The sequence below is a fragment of the Paenibacillus sp. B1-35 genome (assembly GCF_050474385.1).
In the GTDB taxonomy this organism is placed as follows: Bacteria; Bacillota; Bacilli; order Paenibacillales; family Paenibacillaceae; genus Paenibacillus_B; species Paenibacillus_B alvei.
Genome location: NZ_JBCHVJ010000004.1, coordinates 41,839 through 68,778 on the forward strand (window position 1 = coordinate 41,839; position 26,940 = coordinate 68,778).

General features: G+C 47.5%; 23 protein-coding genes and 1 pseudogene. 9 read left to right on the forward strand and 15 right to left on the reverse strand.

The window, feature by feature from the left end; genetic code table 11:
* Positions 1–672 precede the first annotated feature (672 nt).
* The 3 genes from ACQ5BJ_RS14490 to ACQ5BJ_RS14500 are packed head-to-tail and all read left to right on the forward strand — an operon-like array spanning position 673 to position 3,816.
* Entirely contained in the window at positions 673–1,431 is a 759-nt protein-coding gene (locus tag ACQ5BJ_RS14490; protein WP_268621336.1) for a hypothetical protein, read from the forward strand.
* Positions 1,432–1,471: 40 nt separating this feature from the next.
* Complete coding sequence (locus tag ACQ5BJ_RS14495) at positions 1,472–1,879, forward strand: BlaI/MecI/CopY family transcriptional regulator (protein WP_005543200.1); 408 nt, start codon at positions 1,472–1,474, stop codon at positions 1,877–1,879.
* Positions 1,879–3,816: a M56 family metallopeptidase gene (locus tag ACQ5BJ_RS14500; protein ID WP_430111103.1), complete on the forward strand. Its 1,938-nt coding sequence runs from the start codon at positions 1,879–1,881 to the stop codon at positions 3,814–3,816. Before ACQ5BJ_RS14495 ends, ACQ5BJ_RS14500 begins: the two co-directional genes overlap by 1 nt.
* A 223-nt stretch (positions 3,817–4,039) precedes the next feature.
* Here the strand turns inward: ACQ5BJ_RS14500 and ACQ5BJ_RS14505 are convergent, their stop codons facing one another.
* Together ACQ5BJ_RS14505 and tdh are read right to left on the reverse strand one after the other, a co-directional pair.
* Positions 4,040–5,218, reverse strand: coding sequence for a glycine C-acetyltransferase (locus tag ACQ5BJ_RS14505; protein WP_430111106.1), 1,179 nt, complete (start codon positions 5,216–5,218; stop codon positions 4,040–4,042).
* Between the two features lie 48 nt (positions 5,219–5,266).
* On the reverse strand, positions 5,267–6,325 hold the full coding sequence (gene tdh, locus ACQ5BJ_RS14510) for an L-threonine 3-dehydrogenase (protein ID WP_430111109.1): 1,059 nt from the start codon (positions 6,323–6,325) through the stop codon (positions 5,267–5,269).
* Positions 6,326–6,484: 159 nt separating this feature from the next.
* Between tdh and ACQ5BJ_RS14515 the strand changes: the two genes are divergently transcribed.
* Positions 6,485–7,054, forward strand: coding sequence for a helix-turn-helix domain-containing protein (locus tag ACQ5BJ_RS14515; RefSeq protein ID WP_005543205.1), 570 nt, complete (start codon positions 6,485–6,487; stop codon positions 7,052–7,054).
* A 273-nt stretch (positions 7,055–7,327) separates the two neighbouring features.
* Here the strand turns inward: ACQ5BJ_RS14515 and ACQ5BJ_RS14520 are convergent, their stop codons facing one another.
* The 7 genes from ACQ5BJ_RS14520 to ACQ5BJ_RS14550 form a co-directional block, all read right to left on the reverse strand.
* Complete coding sequence (locus ACQ5BJ_RS14520) at positions 7,328–10,042, reverse strand: transglutaminase-like domain-containing protein (protein ID WP_430111113.1); 2,715 nt, start codon at positions 10,040–10,042, stop codon at positions 7,328–7,330.
* The gene (locus ACQ5BJ_RS14525) at positions 10,005–11,468 is read right to left on the reverse strand and encodes a DUF58 domain-containing protein (RefSeq protein WP_430111116.1); all 1,464 of its coding nucleotides are present in this window, start codon (positions 11,466–11,468) and stop codon (positions 10,005–10,007) included. Before ACQ5BJ_RS14525 ends, ACQ5BJ_RS14520 begins: the two co-directional genes overlap by 38 nt.
* Complete coding sequence (locus ACQ5BJ_RS14530; RefSeq protein ID WP_005543210.1) at positions 11,465–12,658, reverse strand: AAA family ATPase; 1,194 nt, start codon at positions 12,656–12,658, stop codon at positions 11,465–11,467. The genes ACQ5BJ_RS14525 and ACQ5BJ_RS14530 overlap by 4 nt, the downstream gene beginning before the upstream one ends.
* Before the next feature lie 273 nt (positions 12,659–12,931).
* Positions 12,932–14,416 carry a polysaccharide deacetylase family protein gene (locus ACQ5BJ_RS14535; RefSeq protein WP_430111119.1) on the reverse strand — a complete coding sequence of 495 codons (1,485 nt, stop codon included), beginning with the start codon at positions 14,414–14,416 and terminating at the stop codon, positions 12,932–12,934.
* Positions 14,417–14,725: 309 nt separating this feature from the next.
* On the reverse strand, positions 14,726–15,640 hold the full coding sequence (locus ACQ5BJ_RS14540; protein ID WP_430111122.1) for an FtsW/RodA/SpoVE family cell cycle protein: 915 nt from the start codon (positions 15,638–15,640) through the stop codon (positions 14,726–14,728).
* Positions 15,534–16,079, reverse strand: a complete 546-nt coding sequence (locus ACQ5BJ_RS14545) for a permease prefix domain 1-containing protein (protein WP_430111125.1) — start codon at positions 16,077–16,079, stop codon at positions 15,534–15,536. Before ACQ5BJ_RS14545 ends, ACQ5BJ_RS14540 begins: the two co-directional genes overlap by 107 nt.
* Positions 16,080–16,081: 2 nt before the next feature.
* The gene (locus ACQ5BJ_RS14550) at positions 16,082–16,414 is read right to left on the reverse strand and encodes a PadR family transcriptional regulator (protein ID WP_005543216.1); all 333 of its coding nucleotides are present in this window, start codon (positions 16,412–16,414) and stop codon (positions 16,082–16,084) included.
* Between the two features lie 247 nt (positions 16,415–16,661).
* Here ACQ5BJ_RS14550 and ACQ5BJ_RS14555 point away from each other — a divergent pair, with 247 nt between their 5' ends.
* From ACQ5BJ_RS14555 to ACQ5BJ_RS14565, 3 genes are all read left to right on the forward strand, one after another.
* A complete protein-coding gene (locus ACQ5BJ_RS14555) occupies positions 16,662–17,438 on the forward strand; it encodes an ABC transporter permease (protein WP_005543218.1) in 777 nt (258 codons plus the stop codon).
* The gene (locus ACQ5BJ_RS14560; RefSeq protein WP_005543219.1) at positions 17,435–18,226 is read left to right on the forward strand and encodes an ABC transporter permease; all 792 of its coding nucleotides are present in this window, start codon (positions 17,435–17,437) and stop codon (positions 18,224–18,226) included. Before ACQ5BJ_RS14555 ends, ACQ5BJ_RS14560 begins: the two co-directional genes overlap by 4 nt.
* A 188-nt stretch (positions 18,227–18,414) precedes the next feature.
* Positions 18,415–19,392 (forward strand): ABC transporter ATP-binding protein, encoded by a 978-nt coding sequence (locus ACQ5BJ_RS14565; RefSeq protein WP_268598924.1) that lies wholly within the window; start codon positions 18,415–18,417, stop codon positions 19,390–19,392.
* On the opposite strand, the pseudogene ACQ5BJ_RS14570 reads toward ACQ5BJ_RS14565, so the two are convergent.
* Positions 19,390–19,572, reverse strand: a pseudogene (locus ACQ5BJ_RS14570) (IS4 family transposase); the annotation flags it as partial. The gene ACQ5BJ_RS14565 and the pseudogene ACQ5BJ_RS14570 overlap by 3 nt on opposite strands.
* A gap of 798 nt (positions 19,573–20,370) precedes the next feature.
* Here ACQ5BJ_RS14570 and ACQ5BJ_RS14575 point away from each other — a divergent pair.
* Positions 20,371–21,021: a hypothetical protein gene (locus ACQ5BJ_RS14575; RefSeq protein ID WP_268621328.1), complete on the forward strand. Its 651-nt coding sequence runs from the start codon at positions 20,371–20,373 to the stop codon at positions 21,019–21,021.
* A 431-nt stretch (positions 21,022–21,452) separates the two neighbouring features.
* On the opposite strand, the gene bcp is transcribed toward ACQ5BJ_RS14575, so the two are convergent.
* From bcp to ACQ5BJ_RS14600, 5 genes are all read right to left on the reverse strand, one after another.
* Entirely contained in the window at positions 21,453–21,932 is a 480-nt protein-coding gene (gene bcp / locus ACQ5BJ_RS14580) for a thioredoxin-dependent thiol peroxidase (RefSeq protein ID WP_005543226.1), read from the reverse strand.
* A 154-nt stretch (positions 21,933–22,086) separates the two neighbouring features.
* The gene (locus ACQ5BJ_RS14585) at positions 22,087–22,890 is read right to left on the reverse strand and encodes a hypothetical protein (RefSeq protein WP_430111132.1); all 804 of its coding nucleotides are present in this window, start codon (positions 22,888–22,890) and stop codon (positions 22,087–22,089) included.
* Positions 22,891–23,032: 142 nt separating this feature from the next.
* Complete coding sequence (locus ACQ5BJ_RS14590) at positions 23,033–23,818, reverse strand: ABC transporter permease (RefSeq protein ID WP_005543228.1); 786 nt, start codon at positions 23,816–23,818, stop codon at positions 23,033–23,035.
* Positions 23,819–23,823: 5 nt separating this feature from the next.
* The gene (locus ACQ5BJ_RS14595; protein ID WP_005543229.1) at positions 23,824–24,618 is read right to left on the reverse strand and encodes an ABC transporter permease; all 795 of its coding nucleotides are present in this window, start codon (positions 24,616–24,618) and stop codon (positions 23,824–23,826) included.
* Positions 24,611–25,723 carry an ABC transporter ATP-binding protein gene (locus ACQ5BJ_RS14600; protein WP_171418509.1) on the reverse strand — a complete coding sequence of 371 codons (1,113 nt, stop codon included), beginning with the start codon at positions 25,721–25,723 and terminating at the stop codon, positions 24,611–24,613. Before ACQ5BJ_RS14600 ends, ACQ5BJ_RS14595 begins: the two co-directional genes overlap by 8 nt.
* A gap of 226 nt (positions 25,724–25,949) precedes the next feature.
* Here ACQ5BJ_RS14600 and ACQ5BJ_RS14605 point away from each other — a divergent pair, with 226 nt between their 5' ends.
* A complete protein-coding gene (locus tag ACQ5BJ_RS14605) occupies positions 25,950–26,939 on the forward strand; it encodes an LCP family protein (RefSeq protein WP_268598926.1) in 990 nt (329 codons plus the stop codon).
* Position 26,940 lies beyond the last annotated feature (1 nt).

A 26,940-nucleotide genomic window follows, 5' to 3' on the forward strand; every position in this document is an offset into this window, starting at 1 on the left:
GCCAGTGGTAAATTTATGTACACAGTAAAAATGCGTCAATTTTCAATTAAAAGTTCTGATTTTCTGCGAATTACCTATAAAAACCAAGGAAAACTCCACCACACATCCGATTATCTCTTTTTTTGCTTACTGTCTTTCTTTGTGAAGAAAAGGGCTTGCTGCCAAAATCGTTTATGCTGGGTCGATGATGTTAGAATGGATTGGTCATTGAGTGAGGGCCGATTCTGTGTTGAAAGGGTTCATTCGTTTCCGTCGAGTGATACATAATTATGCATTTATGAGGTATCGATAACTTCGTTCACGTCTGTCCGTAGTGAGAAGTCATTAAGCGTTGTAATTCCACGGATTGTGTACATTCTCCGTTCCTTTATTTTCTCCATAATGCAGTCCTATCATGATGTATATGTATGTATTTCTACGTATTATACTGCACGATTCCACAGAATAATAGTTATTTTTATACATGAGTCTATAATTATTTTGAATTCACTACACAGAAGCATGTTTGAATATACAACGCTTACCTAACAGGCTGTAAGGAAGTTATGTTCCATGTTTTCTTCGCAAAAAATTTTGCAATAAAGCATGTTGACATCATTAAACTACAGTTGTAGTATATTAATTAACTACGGATGTAGTTTTTATAAACAAACATTAGAGAGGCGTGACAATGTGAAGGCAGCATCAAAGGTAGCAATCACAGCACTAGGCAGTATTTTATTACTGGGTTCTTCGGTAAACCTCGCGGCGGAGGCGGCATCCTCCCATCTGACCAAACAAACTGCAGCAAAGGAAACTACCAGCAAGGCTCCAAATACCGAAGAAAAAAAGTTCGTTGAAAGTGAGAGAAAAAGAGTAAGAGAACTGCCCAAGGAACCGGGTGATCTTTACATCATGTATTACAAATACAAGAACCTGAACAACGGACTGGAATTTGAACCTTTTGGCAAGAAATTTGCATTCTCAACCTATGAGGATTACGTTAAAAAGGCTTCCACTTTGAACGGTCCCATCTTGCAGCAACCTTCCAACTTGCCGGAGGGATATACGTTTTCTAAAGCGGTCATTGAAAATCCAAGGGCGAATGTTAAAAGTGAAATCGAGAAAAAATTCTTTGATGAGCTGAGAGCCGAAGGTAAAAAGAGCGGTAAACCCGTTTACACGAAAAGGCTTGATTGGAAAGAGCCGGGAGGCATCCGTCTTGAGTATACGAATGGCAAAGACACACTAATCTTCAATCAGTATACGGCCGACGAGGAATTTTCCAAGCTGAAAGGTTTCAGTTACGAAACGCCGCCTACTACAGGTCAACCTGTTAACAGATATGTTTTTTGGTATGGTACCGGCAAATACTATTACAGTATTACTACCCATTCGGATATGACAAAAGAGCAGATGACTGAAACATTGAAAGCAGTGGTGAAAAAATAACATTTATAGTCTGATTGAATTGACTTTGGAGGTTTCATGCATGAACCAAATCCCACCCATTACGGATGCAGAGCTGGAAATTATGCGCGTGTTGTGGACGATTCCAGATTGCCCTTCCAGTGAAGTCGTAAAACAAATGACGGATCACATGGGGTGGAGCCCGAATACGACCCGGACGCTTCTCAGTCGGCTGGTGCAGAAGGGAGCGGCAGGTGCCAAGCTTGAAAGGAGAGCAAAGCGTACCCGACTCTTTTTTCCTGTTGTCAGCGAACAGGAATATCTGCAATCCGAAACCAAATCTTTTATAAAAAAACTGTATGGCGGGGCATTAAAGCCGATGCTAGCTAATTTTTTGGAGGATAAAAAGCTAAATGCGCAGGAAATCGAAGATCTGAAGGCTTTATTTGACGAAAACCGCAGCGACGGTGAAGAAAAGAGAGAGCCCTGATGAGTCCTTGCATACATCCAACTTTGTTGTCGGTTTTTGGCTGGGTGATTCGCGGATCATTCATGGCCAGCATTCTGGTCGTACTTGTACTCATCCTGCAATTTCTACTGAAAAACAAGCTTGAAGCCCGGTGGAAATATTTACTTTGGATTCCTGTGGCGATTCGTTTACTGCTCCCTTGGGCACCGGAATCTTCACTTAGCTTGTACAATATTGTATCTTTGGAAGCCATAGTACCCGGTATTCATCAGCAGACTCAAGATCCATCAGCTTGGCGCGAATATTGGATAGATGCTGGGAGAAAAAACGAAGCAGAAGTTCATGGAAAGCGGTCTTTCAACTCGGAGAAAAACAGCCCTATACGGGAGACTATCGTATCGAATCCACCTCATGAATCTGGAACCGTACAAGAGAGCCGCTTGGGGTGGAATAGGATCAAGCAAATGAACTTTGCCGATGTCTTGATGCTCATCTGGCTTGCAGGTGTTCTGCTTTTTGCCGCCAAAACGGTATTCGATCAGCTTCGATTGAAACAAGCTCTGCGAGCAGGGCACCCTATCGAAACACCTTATTTATCGGCATCGTTTCACGAGACGAAGCAGTTGTTCGATGTCAAGCGCAAAGTGCAGTTCGTGGCTTCTGAAAGGATTTCAGGACCTGCCGTGGTCGGTTTTATTAAGCCTGCGATCGTCATTTCTCCAAGTCTGCTCATCACGTTAAAAAAGGATCAACTTCAGTATATTCTGGCGCATGAATTCGCCCATATCCGGCGGCGGGACGTGGCGATGAACTGGGTTATGTTCATCATCCTGATCCTCCATTGGTTTAATCCATTATTGTGGCTTGCCGTACATAAAGCGAGAGAGGATCAGGAGATGGCCTGTGATGCATGTGTGCTGGATCGGATGAGTCCGCAGCAAAACAATGCATATGGGCAGACGATTATCCATGTGCTAGAGCATTTTTCAGGATACCGTCCTCAACCGGGACTTGCCGGCTTGTCAGCCACGCACAAACAAATGAAAAGGAGACTTACAATGATCAAACAATTTAACAAAAAATCATATCACCTATCCATTCTAGGGTTGGCGACGATTCTCACGCTTGGTAGCGTGACGTTGGTTAATGCAAAGGAAAGCAAGGCAGAGAGCGTACCACAAGCGGCTTCCGTAAAATCGGAACAGGGTTCAAACGCTGCTGTGAATCATGAGCCAGATATTATCTATCCCGCGGGGGTTATCGATCGCGAGGATCGAGAGCTTTACAAGAAAGAAATGGAGAAAGCTATTAAAAAAGCGGAAGATGCAGCCAAAGCTATACCTGCGGATGAAAGAGAGTTTATCGCAAGTGAGAGAAAGAGAGTGAGAGAACTGCCCAAGGAACCGGGTGATCTTTACATCATGTATTTCAAATACAAGAACCTGAACAACGGACTGGAATTTGAACCTTTTGGCAAGAAACTGGAATTCTCAACCTATAAGGATTACGTTAAAAAGGCTTCTACTTTGAACGGCTCCATCTTGCAGCAACCTTCCAACTTGCCGGAGGGATATACGTTTTCTAAAGCGGTCATTGAAAATCCAATTGCGAACATAAAAAGCGAAATCGAGAAAAAATTCTTTGATGATCTGAGAGCCGAAGGTAAAAAGAGCGGTAAACCCGTTTACACGAAAAAGCTTGATTGGAAAGAGCCGGGACGCATCCGTCTTGAATATACGAATGGCAAAGACACGCTAATCTTCAATCAGTATACGGCCGACGAGGAATTTTCCAAGCTGAAAGGTTTCAGTTACGAAACGCCGCCTACTACTGGCCAACCTGTTAACAGATATGTTTTTTGGTATGGTACCGGCAAATACTATTACAGTATTACTACCCATTCGGATATGACAAAAGAGCAAATGACTGATATTTTGAAAGCAGTGGTGAAAAAATAACATTGGACTGACCCCATAGAGTGGAATGAATCAAAACACCTTCAAGAAAATGCTCAATATCGGAAGATATAGAGACAACCTTGGAGGTGTTTTTGCATTTACAACAAGAGTGAGCTTATCGCTGAGCTGACCTTTCGAAATTGCATTCATCACATTCAAAAAAATGAAATAACCAGTCGCCAATTGAATTTCGACGACTGGCTTCATAAATGGTGTTTTGAAATTAGATCATGCCAAATTCACTGCCCACTCTCTTCAGCGCTTCAAGCGCAAAAACCAAGTCCTCCGCTGTATGCTGAGCCGTCACAATCAAGCGAACACGCCCACGTTCCAGTGCGACTGTGGGATATACAATGCCTTGCGCACATATCCCCTCTTCCAATAATCGCTGTGAAAATGCCATTGTACGAGCAGGATCACCAACGATAATCGGAATAATCGGTGTCTGGCTCTCACCCGTATCGAAGCCTGCCTGCTGCAAAGACATACGGAATGAATTCGCATTGCTCCACAACCGCTCAGTTAGCTCTGGTTCATTCTGAAGAACATCAATCGCAGCAAGGCAAGTTGCGGCGACAGATGGCGGCAGAGAGGTGCTGAATAAGAAAGAACGCGCCGTGTGAGTCAAGTAATCCTTCAGTACTTGAGAGCTTGCCACATAGCCTCCAACTGCGCCGATTGCCTTCGATAAGGTTCCTACCTGAATATGCACGCGCCCGTGCAATCCAAAGTGATCCGTGGAGCCTTTGCCGCATTTGCCAAGCACGCCGCTTGCATGTGCATCATCGACATAGACGAGCGCATCATAACGTTCTGCGAGTTCTACAATGCTAGGCAGCGGAGCTATATCGCCATCCATACTGAATACGCCGTCCGTCACAACAATTCGCTGGCGAAATGAGCCAGATGCCTTCAACGCCTCTTCAAGCTGATTCATATCTTTATGGGCGTATATTTTCTTATTTGTTTTTGTCAGTCGGATGCCATCGATAATACTCGCATGATTCAGCTCATCACTAATAACTACATCATCTGGACCCAGAATTGAAGATAGCACTCCTTGGTTTGTTGTGAATCCGGATTGGAATACAAGCGTTGCTTCTGTACCCTTGAATTCTGCCAAGCGCCGCTCCAGCCTGTCGTGAATGTCGAGTGTTCCTGTAATGGTGCGAACGGAGCCTGCTCCAACCCCATAAGCCTCTATAGCCTCTATAGCGGCTTGCTTGAGCGCTGGATGCTTCGTTAATCCCAAATAATTGTTCGAGGACATTTGCAGTACGCGTCGACCATTCTGCAAGGTCATCCAGGAATCCGAGCCTCCCTCCCATACAGAGAGCGGGCGATAGCGACCTTCCTCCTTCAGGCTGTTCAACAGTCCTTCAATCACTTCAAACCCTGCCATTTTGCCAACCTCCTAAATTTGATATTACATACATTGCATTTGCGCCAGCTATATCGCTTGATCCCTGTCATGGGAAAACACAATTTTTCCGCATTTGCCGGAAGCCATCAGTTCGAAAGCCTCTTCATATTGATCAAGCCGAAAATGATGAGTCACGAGCGGCTCTAAATTCAAGCGACCACGACTCAACAGTCCCTTAATTTGATACCAGGTATCGAACATGCGCCGTCCTGTAATGCCTTCAATATGCAGGCCTTTGAAAATGATATCCCGTGCCAGGTCGAATGGCACTTCCTGTGTAGGTATGCCTAGCAGTGATACGCGCGCTGCCTGTGCAGCCGCTTTCAAAGCATCGCGAATCGCTCCAGGATGACCTGACATTTCAAGCACGACCTCGACGCCTTCGCTGCCTGTATGCTGCATCAAGCTCTCGACCATCGGCTCTTCCGCGCTATTAATGACAACATCGGCTCCCATTGCCTTTGCCATTTCCAACCGATACGGATTAATGTCAACGGCAAATACCGTTCCACTGCCGCACGCCTTCGCCACCGCAATCGCCATCATTCCAATCGGACCAACGCCGATAACTGCAACACTCTTACCGACAATGTCCCCGGATAGTGCGGCCTGTACCGCATTGCCAAGCGGATCCTGCAGACAAGCAAGATGCGGAGGCAGGTTTGGATCATTATGGATAATGTTGCTGTCCCGTACGACCGCATATTCTGCAAAGCAGCCCGGGATCGTAATGCCGAAGCTGCGCGTATTCGCGCACACGTGCGCATTGCCTGTTCGACATGCCTTGCACATTCCACAGACCACATGCCCCTCGCCAGACACGTAATCCCCTGGCTTCACATTCGTCACTTCACTGCCGACAGCAGTGACGATTCCCGCAAATTCATGTCCAAATACATTAGGTGTAACGACCGTGCGGGCCGCCCAATCATCCCACTTATAAATATGGACGTCTGTCCCGCATATCGATGAAGCTTTTACTCGAACAAGCACATCATGGGGTCCATAAGTAGGTATAGGCACCTCTTTTAGAACTGCCCCAGGCTTGCGCTCTGCCTTTACTAATCCGATCATCGTTTGGGTCATAAACCGATTGCCCCTTCCTCGATTTTTTTTTACAATAGAAGCAGCAAATATTTCTAACTTTTTCCTGTATAATATATTATACGAATGTGCGTTATATTGTATATGGTGATTTGTATGATTTTGGAATAGATCGTATAGACAACCAGAGAGGAGTATCCAATGCAAGAACCGATACATAAGAAAATCGGCAAGAATCTGCAAGAAATACGGAAATCACGCGGCTTAAGCCTTGATCAAGTGTCCGAGATGAGCGGAGTCAGCAAGGGGATGCTGGGGCAAATCGAGCGCGGAGAATCGAACCCAACCATTTCCGTACTATGGAAAATTGTGAATGGCCTTCGTATCTCATTTGCCACCCTAATGGAGGAATCCACGCCAAATGTTACTGTTGTCCACATGGAAGAGACAACTCCCCTGGTAGAGGAAGAAGGCGCATATCGGGCATATCCGATTTTCCCGTTCGAGCAGGACAAAGGATTTGAAGTGTACAGTGTCGTCATTGAACCTGGCAGCAGCTATACCTCAGAACCGCATTACGAGGGGGTTGAGGAATTTATCTGTGTCATGAACGGGCAGCTTCAAGTCAGCATTGGCGGCGCAACCTATACCCTTGAGCCGAACATGGCGCTTCGTTTCACCGCGAATGAGAACCACACGTATACGAACAACACCAATGTTGCCATCCGCTATATTACACTGCTCCATTATCCAACTGTGGGCAAATCATGAGAGACCAAGCCCGCGTTTGGTCTCTCGCCACCTGCTGATGTCTTCTGGGCAGGGACAATGAATGCGGCTGGCAAGCGTGTCATACTCTGTTTTTATGCGGGTGAATCATCATCTGTTGCTCCCCTTTCACGATTATCCCCTTCGCTCAGGTGTCTTCCTATAAAAAAAGAACCTCCCCGATATGGGAAGATTCATCATTCATTCATTGTTTTGAGGTGGGTTTCTATTCGGTCTGCATTAGATTTAGCCGGTTTATTGTCGGTGATGGTCGGTTTATTGGCATCCGCATCTTTTCTTTTCTCTTGCACAGTCTCGAAGCACACCGTTGCAACCGTCAATAAACTGCTGCTGAACCGCCTGATCAGTAGGTCTGCCTGCGAAGAACAGGACGTTGCAAGCGGACACAAATTGGCTGATAGCTTCACGCGACTGTCCCGCGTCAACACGTTCCGTTATGGTAACCTCGCGATGTTCTTGTCCTGTACGATTAGACATTTTTGTCTGGCTGACATATTCCGTCCATGTCATTCCACAAGGCTTCGCGCCATACTTCCGCTCAACTAGCATCCAAGCGATACTCCCCATCTCCTGTACCCGGCTCATGCGAAACTGATTCTGCTGAGCTTGAACAAGCCTCCGCAGCCTGCGCTGTAGTGCATGGCGTCTCGAAATATAGCGTATCGCGAACAGAAGCAATAGAACCCCGGCAGCACCGCTGCATAGAAGCAGCGGCATACGAGTAACTACGTGGTAACTAACCACCATTATGGCCGTCCCCGTACCCTCCCGCTCCACGATCGCCTTCCAATCCGCTGAGAGATGCCGAAGTGCGAGCCATTCATTTGCCAAATAGGTGTTGATACTCTGGATACCGATATTCCACCAACGCGCTATTATGCTGCTTATGGATCGAACAACGTCCCAACTTCTTCCTGTATCCGCTTCAGGAGGATTGTTCAGCAGAGCAGCTACCTCAGGTGTTATACGGTATTGGGATAGCTTCTGTTCGCTCCCGGATATGGCTTCTCCGGATTCACTTCCCGCTTGGATTGCCGATGCCGCTACAACATCCGGATTGGATGCTGCATCCCCTCCTGGCACTCCAACGGGCGGCGTCGCTTCGAACGGCACCCAGCCTATTGCATCGAAATACACTTCCACCCAAGCGTGCGCATCTACACCCTTTATCGAGTATTGACCTGGCGAGGTAGCCTCTCCCGGCGCAAATCCCTTCACCCAGCGGGTGGGTATCCCTTGTGTGCGAAGCAGTACAGCCATGGCCGTCGAGAAGTGATTGCAATATCCTTGCCGAGCGTCAAAAAGAAAATAATCGACGAAATCTCGCCCTGACGGGGGCACAGCCGTGTTCACCTTAGTATAGGTATATTCCTGCTGTAAAAATTGCTGCACGTTGCGAACCTTGTCATATTGACTGTCCGCCCCTTCAGCAAGCCGCTTTCCAAGCTCGCGCACCCGATCAGGCAAGGTGCTTGGCAACTGCAATCCATCTCTGCCCACCATTTCCGGCCAATTTCCTTCGGCAGATGACCGCAGCAGACTTGCATTGAATCGAAATACTCGCGTATCGTATTGATAAGTTAAGGGAATCGCTTCTGATTGTCCTTCTGCCATGCTTGTATCCGTGCTATATCTCCCAGATGCAGAATCAAAGCGTATAAAAGATTGTGAAGCAGATAACGCTCCCCCCGCACCAGCTTGCGGTGACCAAGAAGTTATTCGTTCGGGAATCCCGCCGAACAACAATGGATAGGCAGGACGGAACGACTTCCATATGACTGTCTGCTGGAAAGGCGCTGACCATCCTTGAGCCGTGTCCGCATGTTCCGGCTGCAATGCCCCCGATACATCAAGACGCTCTATTGCCGATTGTGACGACTCCCAGCCCCGGCCTGTGTAGATCGACTTGCTTTCTCCCCGCCAATACGTTGGCTCAGGGGATATTGCGGTGAACCATTCTGTATCATTGTCTTGAAGCGAGCCCCCGAGCTCCGAATCATCCATACTGTAGCCTGTTATTTTATCGATCGAGCGGTTATGCTCCGCTAGCTGACCGATGGCATCACGTTGTGCACGGCTCCCCCCGCCTGCTCGGGCCCTCGATTGTTCGGGAGACAGGGACTGCGTCAACGCTGCAAATGAAGCGAAAGGAGACGGCTTCGGCCAGGGATACACTTGTTTCATTCCTTCTGCCAAGCCCACAACAGCTAGGGACAGGAGCAGAGCGCATACCAGCCATCTGAGCGGCCATTGCCCTATTCGTGAATGTTCTGTATCCGATCCAAGCTGCTCATCCAAGTAGAGCGAAGCGGATAGAAGAAGTCCCCAGCCGACTGTACGTGCGATCGAACCTGTCACATCAAGTCCGAATCCCCATTCAAAGCCAAACAAGTACACGATCGTCGATATCGTAAAAAAGAGAACGGTTCTGCGGCTGAGCATAAGGGATTGAATCGAGGAAGCTAACATCGCCCACCCAATCAGCAGCAGCAAAGTCCGAAACTCCCCGCTTGTATGCAGCCATTTCCCATCCACCCAGCCATTAATGTCAGAACGAAGCGCTGACGCGATTCGCGCCAGTCCTACTAGCAGAGAACGAACAAATCCCTCTCCGGCTAACCAAGAATCGGAAGTATGAGGGAGAACGCGAATCGATCCAAACATCCAAGCCGTTGTCCCGAGAGCAACCATGCCATACAGCAGGGTAGACAGCACCGAGCTGCGAATGATCAGGCCGATAAGCAAATAGATGGCTACCGCAACAAGAAAAGGACGTACATCATTCAAATCAATATTTCGTCCTACCTCCTGCAGCGGATAGAACCATTCTGCGAACAAAGCGTACAGCAGCACCGTGAAGCCAGTTGCCTTCCAGCGCAGCAACCAGGTCCCCCGGACGCTCACAGCGGCTTCTGAAGTCAGTGAGCGTCCGTTATCCTTGCGCTGACGTCCAGTTATCGGAATATACATGATACTCACCTCGGTTTCCACTATCGTTCATTTGCCCATCAGACATCCGGGCCTCTCTGTTCATCGCCTCGGCGGATGTCACTTCCGTACGTTTCTCGGTACTTCTAACGGATCGAGGAGCACCGATTCCCACCTTCTCCATCTGCCAGTCATCCACATGCAACCATTGATCGACTTGACCTAAACCTGCAAAAGACGTAACAGCCCCCCGCATTTGGGAAAACCGCTGCGCGCTCACAACTGCCAGCCGCCTATGAACCGATGTATCCGAGTGAAGCGAGCTGGGAAGTGTCTCGTCATACAGCCACCGCATCTCCTTCCGTGTGCCCAACTGTTCAGCCGCCAATGCGATCATGGCATTTCGAGCTCCCTGTACAATCATACCGTCGCTGATCCATATTAATCGAACAGTACGTCCGGCTTCTGTTTCACGCTGAATAAGGGATGCTGCAACAGCAAGCGTCTCCTCCATCTTCTGTACAAGCTTTCTACGCTCGTTTTTCTTTTCACCATCATCCATAGCATTCTTGCTGTTCTCGCCATTCTTGTTCTTGTCATTCGTGTTCAGATTCCATTCCAACCGCCACAAGGAATCATCAATAGCAATATCCCATTGTTCGCGCTGGCCTGATTCAGGAACACGAACCGATAGCGTTCGCCGTTTCGCATACACTCTCCAATCAATCGATCTCAAAGGATCGCCAGCGCGGAATGCCCGCAGCTCCGCGCTTCGATAGCCGCTAGCAATTTGTGTGTTGGGAATGCTTCCTGCGATATGGCCGCTCTCTGGCAAAATCATCGGATTGGATGCCTGATCATACAGTCCTTCGCCGCAGTCGTCCGCCTCTTGACCAGTACTTCCCTGGCTGGACTGCCACGCCTGCTCGCTTACGAATATATTCGACTGGGTCATCGCTGGCGGCATAATACAGATAGGAGCCGTATCCGCTATCGGGCGAATGATGACGTGATGCTTGAACCAGCCGAACAAATCCCCGTGCTGGAACTCAATACGTTCCAGTTCATACACACCTCGAGGAGCACCGACAAACGACGAGGTGAATGCTAATGCCCGGCGGCGGCGGGGGAACAGTAACCTCCGACACATCCATGTCCCACCCTCGCCTCCGGTTCGCGTCCAAAACTCCGTTACACGCAGCCATAATACGGGAAAAGGCCGATCCAGCCTAAGGGTGACGTGAAAGATCATATCTTCTCCATTTCCCTGCTTGGCGCTTAATGGCTGATGCTCAGCCCGAATGGAGCGCAGTCTCTGCCCTATCCAATAAAAACGAATGCTGCTTATCAGCATGACGGCTAGTATGGCTGCAAGAAAAAATCCCGCAGCGCTTGCGCGTACAACTCCCATCCATACTAACGCAATGCATCCGCCAACTGTAAATAGGTATCGCAGCGCCTGCTTCATCGAAATAATCCTCCGAACCATATTCGATTGTCAGCTTGGCGAGGAGTCGACTCAGCTCCATAAACAGGAGGAATAGACATCCCTCTGGAATCCGAAGCGCGATAGGCAGTTCCTTGCCTTGATCGTCCCGCCTTGGCCGCCGAAGCGTTGGAGCCCCCTCCCCCAGCTCTTCTGCTCACAGAACCAGTGGGGAAGCCAGGAACAGCAGTATGCTGAAGCACCTCAAGCACAATTTCCTCGGCCAGCACGCCACTTCGAACGGCCTGCGGCTGAAGCAGCAGACGGTGAGACATCACATGAACGGCCACCGCTTGTACATCATCCGGCACCGCATAGGTTCTGCCTTCAATCCATGCATGCGCCTGTGAGGCTCGCATTAAGGCGAGCGTCCCTCGTGGACTGACACCAAGCGTTGTTGCTTCATGGACGCGAGTTGCGAGCGCCAGCTCCGCCATATAGCGGCACAGCACCTCATCCACATGTACGGATTGAACACGCCGTACAAGCAAGCGCCATTCCTCTGGAGTCCAAAGCGGCTTCAGGCGTAGCAGCGGTTGCTCATCCTGATGACGCAGCAGCATATCCGCTTCCTGCTCAGCATGCGGATACCCGATAGACAAGCGCATCATGAACCGATCAGCTTCCGCTTCCGGCATGCGATAAGTTCCTTCAAAATGATGCGGATTTTGAGTTCCAATCAACATAAAAGGATCCGGCAGCGGACGTGTTGTGCCGTCCACTGTAACCATGCGCTCCTCCATTGCCTCAAGCAGAGCAGACTGTGTCCGGGCAGGGGCACGGTTCAATTCATCAGCCAGCACAACATTTGCCTGAAGGGCGCCTTCACTATAGCGCAGCTCACCCGTGCTTGGCTCCCATACCATACTGCCTGTAATATCTGCCGGCATCATATCCGGTGTCATCTGAATGCGGCGGAAGGTTCCGCCCGTAATCCGCGCAAGCGCACGTGCAAGCACTGTCTTCCCTACGCCTGGCACATCCTCAAGCAATATATGTCCGCCTGACAGCATCGCGATCCCTGCCATTTTCACGACCTCTCGTTTGCCGATAATGACTTGTTCCATGCGCTCAAGATAAGAAACCCAACCCCGCTGCGCGAACTCCGTCATCCATACATCGTTATCCGCCTGCGGACGCTGCCCGCTTCCTGCAATCCATTCATTCGTCATATGATTCCCTCCCTATCAACCACTATCAACCCTGACTTGCTTATATGATTCTTATTCTTCTGCACATTCATAGACAACAACACGACAAAAAGCCCGGAACGATTCCCGCGTGCAGCTGCACGTCTGTCATCGTCCCGGGCCGTTCTATATATCAGTGTCGCCCAAGCTGCTAGTTTTCAAACCTATCATGTCCGCAATCTCTTACATCATCTTGAATCTTTCATTCTTTCAATTGGATCTGCTTCAAAATGAACCTAATTCTAATGGAGAGCTCTATTCCTGCTTATTTTTATCTGTTAATTCGATCGGGGAAAGCGTATAGCTTGTCAGCTTCACACCGAATGCATCCAGCACTTGCCGCAAAGGAACCCATGAAACATACTTCTGTGTCACGACTTGGAGAGGCTGCACCTTCACTTCCCCATCCTCGCCTGATTGCCCTATCAATTCCAGCTTGCCCGCCCGTACATTTATGCCAACTGTGGTGTTATTCCACTTGATATTTACTCGTTCCCATTCCGTGTTCCATTCTACCGAACCATTTAGGCGCTCTACCAGCATGCGCAATGGAACATAGGTAAGATCCTGATAGCTCATAAATTGATCTGGAGTGAACTCGATCTCCCCTTGATCCGTCGTTATCTTCAGCAGCCTATCCAACTTTACGGGCTCTGCTGGTTTTGGATTCACCTTCGGATCCGTTGTACCGTCTGCTTTCGTATCTGGTTTTGGTTTCGGCTTCTGCTCTGGCTTTGGCTGCTTATCATGATTCGCCGTCTCCATCGGTTTCACATTTGCCTCAATCCATGCAGTGCTTACAGGTGATCTAGACCAGCGTTTTTTGGCAGCTAGCTTGAACTGCACGGGCTTTACATAGGAAGAAAGCACATCGAATGTATATCCCTTTGTTTTATAATAACGAATGATTTCTGGAAGTGCCTTTACAGTCTCCCCATTCCCTATTCCATCATGCATAAGCACAACAGTTGACGGGAGCAATCCCCCGTCCTTCACCCCTTGCACAATTTCCTTGGCAGGAACGCCGCGCCGCTTAGAATCGCCACTGTCTACATGCCAGTCGTATACGAGATACCCCGCTTGATTCATCAAGTCGAAATATTGCTTATCAAAGTTCAAAAAAGTACCGCCAGGCGCACGAACTAATTCGGGCTCAAAACCAACGATTTTCTCAATAATTTGCCCAGTCCGCTTAATCTGACTCCAGAAATTCCGGAAATCGCCATACAGCTCTGAATACTCATGATTGTAGCTATGATTGCCAAGCGCATGGCCTTCCTGCACAATACGCTCCACCAGCTTCGGATTCCGTTCTGCCTGCTGTCCCAACACGAAGAATGTCCCCTTCACCTTCTCTTTCTGCAAAATATCGAGTACATCCTTCGTATGTATGCTAGGGCCATCATCGAATGTCAAATACACAACCTTGTCCGGCTTATTGGCAGGCACCTCGGATTTGCCCTTGCTGCTTACTAGAACTGGCGCAGCCGCCGCTTCAACGCCAACTCGCTGACCCGCGAAATGTAAGGAATCAGTTGCAGACAATTCAGGAGTTGGGTCACTGGAAGATTCCAATGTATGAGAGCTGGATGATAGATTGCTATCCTGAACATGCCCCGATGAAGCATATGCAACATGTTCCGTTGACGAACGTCCATCAACGGAGGCTAAGCTTCCAACCAGAACAAGCAAGGCGCTCAGCGCCGTAATCATTAACGTTCTTAACTTGCCATTCATCATTATCATCGTCTCCTTCTTCCCTTTCGTAATGCATTCAAGCGTGAACTTGTCCCTGTTTCTATTACCTATTGCTAGATTATATGGCGGAAATAAAAAAAGATGACACCGAATGGCGCCACCTTTTTTCTAGTTTGCGGCTACTACTTGATCATACGATTTCACCAGTCGAATAACAACATTTTCCTATTCAAAAAAAAGGGGACATCGATTGAATGTCACCTTTTCCTCATTGCTGCTACTACGAGCATATGTAATTCTTCAACTCAAACTCTCTTAAACGCAATAGCCCACTTACTCTCACAACTCAGCTCATCGATTTAGAACCGATACCATGTCTTTGTTCCAATGTGAACTGGAATACAACCCCAGCAACAGCATCCACAGCATAATCTCGCCCCCGTCTGCTCCGAGCAAAGGAAGTCCCCCACCATTAATGGGAATGATCCCAATAATCCCCCCGATATACAACAAGCTCTGAATCCCCATCATTCCACTCACCCACATACCAATTCCTCTAGCAAACGGATCACGGAATAGCAGCGCTGAATTGTACATCGTAACGATGATAACACCAAGGCAGATTATCAATACAAGCCCCCCTGCCCATCCAAACATATGCACCATGGTCACAGTCAAATTTTCGCTATAGGCGTAAGGAAGGAGTCTGCTAATATCTTCAACTCCGTTCCCGAACCATCCTGCTTCGCGAAATAACTGCTGTGCTATTTTTTGCGTGTAAGCCCCGCCCCCATTACCCCACAAGCCTTCAAACCAATCTCCAAATCTGCGATTAACCATCAAGCCAGGACTCTCTATGAACCAATAGCAGAGTCCGCCCGTCATGAGCGTCATACCGGCCACAGTCGCTATATTCTTCCTCTTCACTCCTACCAGCTTGAGTATGATTATTCCTCCGACAAGATAAGTGGACACTTGAAGCAGATTCCCATTTACAAGAAATACAATGATCGGCAGTATAAAAAGAACCATTTTCGGGAGAATAGAGCGATACGGACTCTCCGGTTTTCTGTTCCACATCGAATACAAAGAGAAGAGGTATAGATACGGACTCATATAAAAGATATCGATAGGAATGCCATCAAGGATAGGAATTCCCTTAAGTCCAAATTGAGGGTACCCATCTATGATGTACACGGGAAAAAACACAGTATACACATTTAAACACAACGTAATGCCATATATCCATGCTGCTTCTTGTTGCAATTTCTGATAACCTACCCAAAATGCAAACAGAAAAGCCACCCCCCCCCGGTACTAGACGCCATGCATAACCTTCGGCAGATAAGCGATAAAGATCTTGAGGATTTCCAGCTTGCACGGCGAACAAGCCAACTACACAAATAGCAATCCACACCAATACGGAAATCCACAGCTTCCAAGGGGCCTTAGGACGATGCACCTGATTGAACTGCGCTGCTACAACGGAAGGCTCTCCCATGTTGCGCACCGCCTGCTGCGCAGACACTGCTTCATCCATACCATAATCCATCCCTGATTCCGTCTCATTCAGCAAATGATCCAGCAGTTCAGCTCGAATCTCACTGTGCATCTGCTTGGCCTTCACGTGAGCAAGGACGTCGCCCACGAATTGTTCAAGGATCGAGCTGTGCTGCGTATCTCTAGATTTCTGATCACATGGCATCCCTATACCTCCCCAAGCACCTGATCGAGCGAACGACGGAATAAGCGCCATTCCTCCGTCTTCTCCTGCAGAAGCCTACGTCCTTGATCGGTAATCCGGTAATATTTGCGGGCTCTGCCATTTGCCTCATTCCAATAAGCTTCTACCTCGCCTTTGCTCTCGAGCGCATGAAGAATCGGATACAAAGTTCCTTCCTTCAGCGCAAACAATCCCGACGACGCAGCTTCCAACCGCTTGGACAGCTCGTAGCCGTACATTTCTTCCTTTTCCAGCATGGACAATATGAGCATCGCCGTACTGCCTTTTAATAGTTCCTTGCTCACCTTTGGCTGCATGATATCGATCATCCCTCCCACATCTATGTAATACCTAGATATACTATATATCGTAAATCTAGGTATTGGCAAGTATAGGAATATGAGCAATAGCTTTAAGCCGTTCCATCGAATCTCTTATGTTTGCTAAATAATGCTTGCCTTTCCATCATCCCATCTGGTATTATGTTCCTCGCTCTCTTTTTTTATTTCACCCAGCATCACTAGTATGGCACGCCGCAATACGAGAAGATGACGGAGGTGGAGAATGCTCTTTTTTACTTTGGCTCGCAAAAAATATCTCAGTAATTTGCAGTACCGAAGTGCACATATGGTGCACAACATCGCCAGCTTCATGTTCGGATTTATCTACATTTCGATCTGGACAGGAATTGGCGAAGGAAGGCCGCTTGGCGAGTACGGCTTGAACGGCATCGTAAGCTACGTCGCCTTCAATCAGGCAAGCTTGTGGGTCGCCGCCTTTCTTACAAATGGACTTGGCATCCAGCAGTCCGTTCGGACTGGGCAGATCGCCCTTGATCTTGTTCGTCCCGTTCATTTGTTCTATCAGCTGATGAGCAAGGAATGGGGGCAAATCGCCTACCAGTTTGTTTACAAGTTTTTACCGATCTACATTTTATATTTCTTCGTAATGCCGCTTCACGTCCCCTCTACGATTATCACTTACGTGTGGACCGCTGTAGCTTTGACGCTGGCCGCGTACATTTCGATATGCCTGAACTATCTCATCGGAGCCGCTGCGCTCTGGACGACAGAATCTGTCTGGCTGTACTGGGTCAATTATGCGTTCAGCATGCTGCTGTCGGGCTTTCTTATCCCGATCGAATGGCTGCCAACTTGGCTTGGCGATATTAGCCGTGCTTCTTTTTATCCGTTTTTGCATTATGTCCCTACCCGGATCTATCTCGGCATGGAATCCCCGTCCGCGCTGTTAGGTTCGCTGGTGTGGTGCATCGTATTCACTGCTGCATGTCTCGCCGTTACCGGGATTATGCGACGCAAGGTGGAGGTGCAGGGCGGATGAAGTGGATTCGTATGTATGTGCTTCTCGTTCGCGCAAGCATTCGCAGTCGTATGCAATACAAGTTTAATTTCTGGTTCTCTACGCTAATGGCGACCGTTATCAGTGTCGTCGAATTTCTTATGCTTGCGGTCATCCTGTTGAAATTTGGCCATATCCAAGGCTGGAGCTTAGCGGAAGCCGGGTATTTGTATGCCATTTTGTCCTTGTCTAAGGCGATGTACCGCATGGTTGCTTCTGACGTACACCATTTGGAGCATTATCTCGTAAATGGAGCACTAGACGGACTTCTGCTGCGCCCTATTCCTGTTCTGCTTGCGCTCATGTCCCAGAATTTCTCCATAAGGCTTGGAGAGTTCGTGCAAGGGACAACCATATTGACCATTAGCATGAGCACTATGATGCAGAACGGACAGATCGGATGGACAGCCGTTCCTTTGACAATCATCGTCATCCTATCAGGTGCCGTACTGTTATTTGCCATTGGGCTGCTCACCGCTTCTGCGGGCTTTTGGGTAACCCGGATCGAGGAATTGCAGAACATTACGGAGGATGCTGCCCGCACAGCAGCGCAGTATCCAATGACCATTTATCCGAAATGGATGCAAGGCGTCCTGCTCAGCATCATTCCGGTCGGGTTCGCGAACTATATTCCTTCGTTGTACATCCTGCGTCAGCAATCTGGAATATGGCTAGTTGGGCTGTCTATCGCAATTACGGCTGCCGTATTTCTGATTGCCCTGCGCGTATGGAAGCTTGGAATTTCCCGCTATCAGAGCACAGGAAGCTAAGCTGACGTCCATATCGAGCCGATATGGAGCCCATATGGAACTCGACATGAATTCGATATGGAACTCGATATGAAGTTCGAATGCAACTTGATATGAAGCTAGGCACAGAGCTAACTACAATAACGCCAATAACCAACCGGAATAAGAAGCTGCATCACACGTAACGATCGGAATAAAGGGGGATTTTCGTGATTACCGTAACTGATTTACATAAACGATTCGTCCGTCCCGCACCGAAGGAGGGGGCCTTCAAGGGCATCCGTACTCTTCTCTCGCGCGACAAGCTCGTCAAAGAGGCTGTCCAAGGCATCAGCTTTACCATCAACAGCGGCGAATTTGTCGGGTACATCGGCCCGAATGGTGCAGGCAAGTCAACGACAATTAAAATGCTGTCCGGCATTCTGCACCCGACATCCGGAGATGTGCGCATCTTCGGATTAAGTCCGTACAAGGCACGGCGTCAAGTAACCCGGCGACTTGGTGTGCTATTCGGACAGCGCACGCAGCTGTGGTGGGATCTCCCGACACGAGATTCCTACGATATCTTGTCAGCCATGTATGGTCTTGATGCCGCAGATAAGCACAAGCGAATTCAACAGTTGACGGAACTGCTGGAGATGGATGAATTCATGAATACACCTGTACGTCAGCTCTCGCTCGGGCAGCGAATGCGCGCCGATATTGCGGCCGCGCTGCTGCATGATCCAGACATTCTGTTCCTCGATGAGCCAACGATTGGCCTTGACGTCATCGCCAAGCGGAATATTCGCCAGTTCCTGAAGACGATTAATCAGGAGCTCGGCAAGACGATTCTGCTGACAACGCATGACATGGACGATATCGAGCAGTTGTGCAATCGCGTCATCGTCATTAATCATGGCAAGCTCGGCTTCGACGGCACAATCGACGACCTGCGCAAGCGCATCGGCTTGCCGACTGTCATCTCGGTTACCTATCGAAGCAGCTGCCAAATCTCTGACCAATCTAAGAATATACCCAGTCCGCTTCGCTTCCGTGAGTTGAACGGCCAGACTTTAACCGTGGAATGCAATCGCGAGGAATTGAGTGCCATGGATGCACTCCGTATCCTGGGGCAATTCGGTGAAGTGGAAGACGTTCACATGGAAGAACCGGATTTCGAGGATGTTATCCACCGTGTGTACTAGGCATATGGCTTCATCAGAAATCACAAAGAACAGCCCGACTAAGAAACGACTATCTTGTTCACAGCGTCGTTCCCATTCCTTGACTAAATATCGTGCGAATACAATCGTGGTATGGCTGATGAGCATGTCAAAGGATCTACCTTGAAATTCTGTACCTAGCTTCAAGTAAGATATCGCTATTATTTAAAGGTGCAAGTTTTTATAAGAAAGCTCGCAAAAAACTTGCACCTGATCAAATTTCGAAACCCATAGTTTTCTTTGAGTATCTCATGATTTTCCGCGTTTATGCATTATTCAGCAATCCCTAGTTAGTAAGGGTTTACCTCGCTTTTATAGCTGCGAAAGTTGAGTTATTAGAAATAGTTTTATAAAGATTTTAATACTAGATTTTCGCTGGGGATTTAGTCGCTCATCCGAATACGCATAAAAAAATCCCCTACGTCTACAGTATTGAATTCAAAATAGCTTGAATTCTTTATTGCTGTCTGCGATTAGGGGAGCATAGTAGATAACATCACTTTGTATTGTTAGGTTTTAAGTCTATTAAATTACAGAGACACAATAGAAAAAACAACAAAAGATGAATAGGTTGCTTGCCTGACTTTATGTTGGAAATATATTGATTTAAATTTGTTCATTTATAGTTCATAGGTAGAATATTTAATAATAAACTCTTCAAAATCCTGCAATCGTAGAAATGCATGCTGACTTCTGTAATTTACCCACACTGCTGACTGATCATCTAAAACGACGCACAGCATCCTCAAGTAAATCGTTTTCAAAAGGGGTTCAATTTAAAATTGGACATAATATACAATTTATGTTAAATTAACCTATAGTTGATGGGCTATATTTCCACCCTAGAGTATAAGACATCAAGTATATGGTCTTACACTATTTCTTTAATCGGTAGTATTTCTGGACAAGTATTTGCTAAGGAATCAATTCAAGTTACAGAACTTTGACGATCTGAGTGATATGGAATATACGTATACTAGTAATTCAAAGAAATATAAGGCAATTGAGAAAACTTCCCCTGATCTCACACATGTTGATAGTGAAATCTATGAAGAAACAACGACTGGAGAGTTTGAACTCATTGCTAATCTAATGGTCGAGGTAAATGGGGCTGTCGTTGAAACCACAATTACCCCATCCAATGGAGAGCCCAAATTTGTTGATACCTTTATTAAGCCAGAACCAACTGATGCTAATACCTTTTCACCGGAACTAAACACTCTTGGTGATCGTGGTGATTATCCAATTTCAAGTTGGACTCATTATGGAACCTTTAATTATTCCACAAAAATCAAAAAATATACCGTCGCTGCTGTGACTGCAGTAATCTCAGGAATTGTAGGTGCAAGTACAATGGGAGCTGGGGCTGCTGCAACAATTAGTTCTACCACTGGGTTAATTGCTTATATCGTGGACGATCAAATCGAGGATATTTGGTATACTGATTTTGTATACTATAAAACTTTGCTTCCACCAGACCCGAAAATGTTTAGAATGAAAGTAGCTGAAAAAACAGTTCATTATTTTTATTCTGACTCCAATAGAGATAATCTTATGAAAGGAAGCCCTATTACTTCTGAATTTTGGTTGGATGGGTATAAGAAAAATTAATTAATGATTTATCAAATTATGTTAAGCATTTTCCTAGTATCTATTGGTTTTACTAGTTACCATTTAATAAGTGGAAAAGATTTAATGTCAATTGATTGGTATGAAATGTTGTATCTGATCATGTTTTCAGTTGTCCCACAAGTTATAGGAAGGATTTTAAGAAAATTCAAGAAAAAACAATGAAGATAACTCCAATAGGCTATTGGTGAACTGTGACCCGAGAGATGGACACTTAAGAGTGCCCCTCTCGGGTTATTTACGTTGCTTATAATGATCCCCAAGTATGAAAAACAAAGCAAGAAAAAATAAATTAAACTGAAACCATGGAGAAGAGCTCCATGGTTTTGGAAGCGTCTTTTCCTTACTTGCCGGACATATTCATTTGTAGCTCCCCTGATGGGGGCAGCCCTTCCTATATAGATGAAGCGACGTTATACGAGCTCGCGCACCGCTTCCAGCACTTGATCCGTATGTCCTTTCACTTTCACGCTCCGCCATTCCTTGATGAGCTTGCCTTCTTCATCAATGAGGAAGGTCGAGCGAACAATGCCGTAGTATTCGCGGCCGTACATCTTCTTAAGCTGCCATACTCCGAACAGATCCGCTACTTCATGCTCCGTATCAGACAGCAGCGTAAATGGCAGGCTGTGCTTCTCAATAAATTTGGTATGCGACTTGATCGGATCTGGGCTAATGCCCAGTACGACGGCGCCATATTTCTCAAAATCTCCATGATAATCACGGAAATCGCATGACTCCTGTGTACAGCCTGGCGTCATATCCTTCGGATAGAAATAAATCACGACTTTCTTTCCCCGATAGTCGCTCAGCTTCACTTCCTGTCCGGTAGATGCCGGCAGCGTAAATTCAGGGGTCACTTGTCCAAGTTCAACTTGAGTGGATTGTGTCATTCGTATGAGGCTCCTTCCCGGCAGCCAAGACTGCCGTTCTATTGCTTTAAGCTTATCATCCCCCACTCTTTTTTTCAAAAATGATCAAGCTATCCCACTAAGAAAATACCTCTCTATATCATTACCAATAGGAAACAGCATACTCCTCCATTGACTAAAAATAGATCGTAAATAGCGTCGTTTCCTCTGTCACTTCAACAATTTTGGCTACTTCACTGCCGTATCGATCCACATTGAGCCAGTCGATAAAGTCCTCTGCCCCATACACATTGATATACCCCTTATATGAGAGCTCCCCAAATTCGATACACTCATTATGCTGCCTAAATGGATGATTCCCCGTAATATTTTGCAAAAAATCTAAAAATTCACCTGACAAAGCCTTGATGTTCTCCCCTACACACTTGGGAACATCGATATAAGTAATAATGTGGCGCGCTACTATGATTTCAACTAAAACAGAGTCTCCTCCTTGCGGATCTGCATGTTGATCCAACACCAGTAATCCCTCTGATAATTGTTCAGAAACTTCACCATGCCTCGAAAGAAATTCAATCATCCGCTCCCTCGTATGGTATCTGAAATATTTACTGTAGCGAAGCAGCAATTCTTCTGACGTTGCATGAATCGGAATATCATATCTGTTAACCATAATCAACGCTGGACCAGTTTCGGGAGATTCATAATGATACCCTCGTTCAGAGGAGCCAATGCGGAATACGGTTAGAATCAGCGCCAGCTCCTCTCTCGTCAGACTAATCAACAGCTTCATATACGGCTCAAGCAGATTATTGCACTCGTACTGGTGGTCTCGGATTGCATGACTGCCATTCTCTTCTGATACATACTGCCCCATTTCTATACGCGTATCATTCGCTATCTCCCATGCTCGAATCGATGCACTAAAATGAATCACTTGATGTATGATTGGCTTCAATCTAACTACTTCTCGGTACATGCCCTTGCCTCCCTCTACTTCTTCTATTTCTTAATTCGACTCCTGTGCAAACGCGACCTTTATCCTGCCCTCATATCTCGGCGAAAACAAAAAAATCGCCCTCCAAACCCATTGCTGAATTGGAAGGCGATAACCTATTCGATTAAGATCCCGCCCCGCGGTATCGCTTAACACCGATGTTCCACAGCGTTAACCCAAGGGCGAAGAAGATAACCCCCACAACCGGAGTCAGGAGCGCCATCTGCTGCAGTCCCTTGTCCTTCATGAAGTAGGAGGCCGGAATGATGCCCACGAATGCGAATGGCAGAATCCATGTGAGCAGCACTTGAATGAACCGATTGTAGATCGTTAACGGATAACGGCCATAGCTCTGAATGTTCCACACGAGCGGTAGAATGCCTGTCGGCGCATCCGAATAGAATGAAATCGATGTTAGTGCAGAATAAATGCCGAAGTACAGCATCACCGATCCGATCAGCATCACGAACAGCATGAGCAGCTCCATGATGCCGAAGTCAAGACCTAGCCTGTTCCAGCATATGCCCATCATGATTGCACCAACGATAGAACCGATAATGGAGGGGGGATCTACATTTTCAAGGAGAATCTGAAATAGATTATGCGCTGGACGCGTCAATATCCGATCCATTTCCCCCTTTACGATATATCGCTCACTGAACCCCCACAAATTGAAGAAGCAGCTAAATATGCCATATGGAATCATGAAATAGCCATAGACGAACACCATCTCATCACGCGTCCAGCCAGCCAATGTCGGCGTATGCATGAAGACGATGAAGATGAAGATTAAATTCGTGACCTGAAATAGCAGATCCGATGCGATCTCTATCCAGAAGTCTGCACGATAGGTAAGGCGTGTCTTGATATAGTTTTTCAAATACTCACTAACAAGTCCGAAGTAATACATCGTGATCAACCTCCCTGCACGAACAAGCGTCTGCGCGCGGAACGCCACAGCAGCACAATTGGAATAACGAGCACTACCGCCCACAGCAATTGGATGCCGAGCGCTGCCCACACTTGATCTCCTGCCACTCTGCCTGTAAATACAGAGCTCGGCAAATACGTGATCGCTTGGAATGGCAGCCATTCATTCAACGCGAGCAGCCAGCCTGGGAAGAAGCTGATCGGTACAATAACACCGGAGAACAAATCGACGACAACCCGCTTCATACGAATCATGCCCTCATTATTTTCGATGAAAAAGGCCGTCAATCCCGTCAGCATATTCAACTGTGAATTAATCAGGAAGCTCATAAACAGCATGACACCGAATACCGCCCACTGCTTCGGATCCTGCGGAAGCTTCACTGGGAAAAGAATGCATGCGATGACCATACCCGGCCCCATGAAGAGCAGCAATCGGAACAAGCCTTCGCCGAACGCCTGCATCAGCTTGACGAATAGGTAATTGTAAGGCCGAATAAATTGGATCGCTACGCTGCCATCTCGAATTTCCATGGCAATATCACGATCCATGTTGTTGAAGTAAAAGGCGCGCGCCATCCAAGAAACCGCGATGTAAGTCGTCATCTGGTCAGCCGTAAAGCCTGCAAGTGTTCCTTGTCCGCCGTAAATCGCCTGCCAGGTGAAATAATACACGCCGATGTTGAGCGTATAGATGAGAATACCGGAATAGTAATTAACTCGGTAAGCCAGCATCAACAGGAAGCGAATGCGGATAAATTCAAGATATGCGCTAGCCATGAGTCACCGCTTCCTTCTCCTTGTCGTTCTCTTCCTTGCGCTCAGCGTCGTCTGTCTCCGGCTCCTTCGATTGTATGGACAAGAGAGGGCTTAGCCCTTCTGGCTTCTCAGCCGTGCCCGCCTTGTAAATCTCACGAACGATATCATCGGTATTCGTCTCAATAATGCTCAAATCCGATATCGACGCACCGCCAACCACTCGTCCTATGACATCCGATACATTCGTGGCAAATGGCACAAGAACCCCCGCTTCATAAGGAGATTCAACTGTCCATTCCACGTCAAGGCCGGAAGTAAGCGCCTCAACATCACCCGCTCGCATAGGCTTCGCAAATTGGAAACGAACCTCTCGTCCCTTGCCCCACGTAGACTTGAGCGTGTCCAATCCGCCGTCATAAATAATGCGCCCATCATCGAGCATAATGACACGCGTACATAGAGCTTCGATATCCTGCAAATCGTGGGTAGTCAGCAAAATCGTTGTTCCATGCTCTGCATTCAGTTGCTTCAAAAACTCCCGAATTTCCGTTTTCACAACGATATCGAGGCCAATCGTCGGTTCATCCAAAAACAGCACGGAAGGCCGGTGCAACAGGGATGCCACCAATTCACAGCGCATGCGCTGACCAAGGCTCAGCTTCCGTACAGGCCGGTTCAGCAGCTCTTGCAAGGAAAGACGCTCGACCAGCTCATCCAGCCGCTGCTTAAATTCCTTCTCTGGAACGCGGTATACCTTGCGCAGCAGCCGAAAAGATTCGATGACCCCAATATCCCACCATAGCTGGCTTCGCTGCCCGAATACAACGCCGATGCCGCGAACGAACTTCTCCCTTTCCTTATGCGGGATGAAGCCATTTACATGAATATCCCCAGCCGTAGGTACTAAGATACCAGTCAGCATCTTAATCGTTGTCGACTTGCCAGCTCCGTTCTCCCCGATATATCCGCATATTTCCCCTTGCGGAATCGTAAAGGAAATATCCTTCACTGCCATGACCTCGTTGTATTCCCGCTTAAATAGATCAAGCAAGGCCCCCTTCAATCCATCGCGGTTTTTTTGTACTTGGAACGTTTTGCGCAAATCCTGCACATCAATGGCGTTCATATATGATTCAGTCACCCTTTCCCTGATCATTGACCCGATACGCGAGTACAACTCATTCAATTGATTCGATTCTGTAAAAATTCTATAATTGGTTAGACAAGATGCGGAGCATTTGCCCATAACCTTTACTATAGCACGTAGGACGACTTGAAAGAATGCTGAATGCACCGGATTCGACATCATGATTCTCGCCGCTTTGCCGCCGGATGCGGAAAGGACGATACATATGTTGAAAAAGTATTGGAAGCATGCCCTTATCTCTGTTTGTGTATTCCTTCTGGCAGGCGCCGGTTATTATATCTGGTCCATGTACAGCAGCTTGAGCACTTTGCAAAAGCCGCCCGAAGCATCCCGCTTCACTCCTGTTGTGCACCGTGTGCCGGAGAAGGTTAATATCGAGCCTCCCAAATGGCAGGGAGAGGAGCGAGTCAATATTTTGCTGCTGGGCGGAGACTCTCGTGGCTTGGAAGCCAATGAAGTGCCCCGTTCAGACTCGATTCTGCTCGCCTCCTTCGATCCGAAGACGAAGCGCGCCAACCTGTTCTCCCTTCTGCGGGATACATACGTTGACATTCCTGGCTTCGGCAAGGATCGTCTCAATGCCGCCCTCTCCTACGGCGGGCCGGAACTAGCAATGAAGACGGCAAGCACCTTAACGGGACTAGACATTCAATATTATGTGTATACAGACTTCGTTGGATTTATCAAGCTCATTGACGCTCTCGGCGGCGTGGAATTTGAAGTTGAGAAGGATATGAAATATACGAGCAAGGCAGATAAGCACCAATACGATATTGATTTGAAAAAGGGAAAGCAACTGCTGAACGGGGAAACAGCGCTCATGTATGCCCGCTTCCGCTATGATGCCATGTCCGACTATGCCCGTACCCAACGGCAGCGCGAGCTGCTCGGGGCAGTGGCTGATAAGCTTAAATCGACTTGGAACCTGCTCCAGCTCCCCTCTCTCATTAAGGAAGTGTCGCCCTATGTGGAAACGAACCTATCGGCAGATGACATCGTGAAGCTGGCTGCCCTGGGCTATGACAGCACGATTGGAGCGAGTCATCAGCTTCCGCCAATGGACAATGTTGCCGATGCGCGGATCAACAATGCAGCCGTGCTCAAGGTCATGGACGACAATAAGCTCAAGCTATACATTCAAGAAGCTTTGGAGGTCACAGACAAGCCCTCCGTATCTGAAACTATTACACAATAAA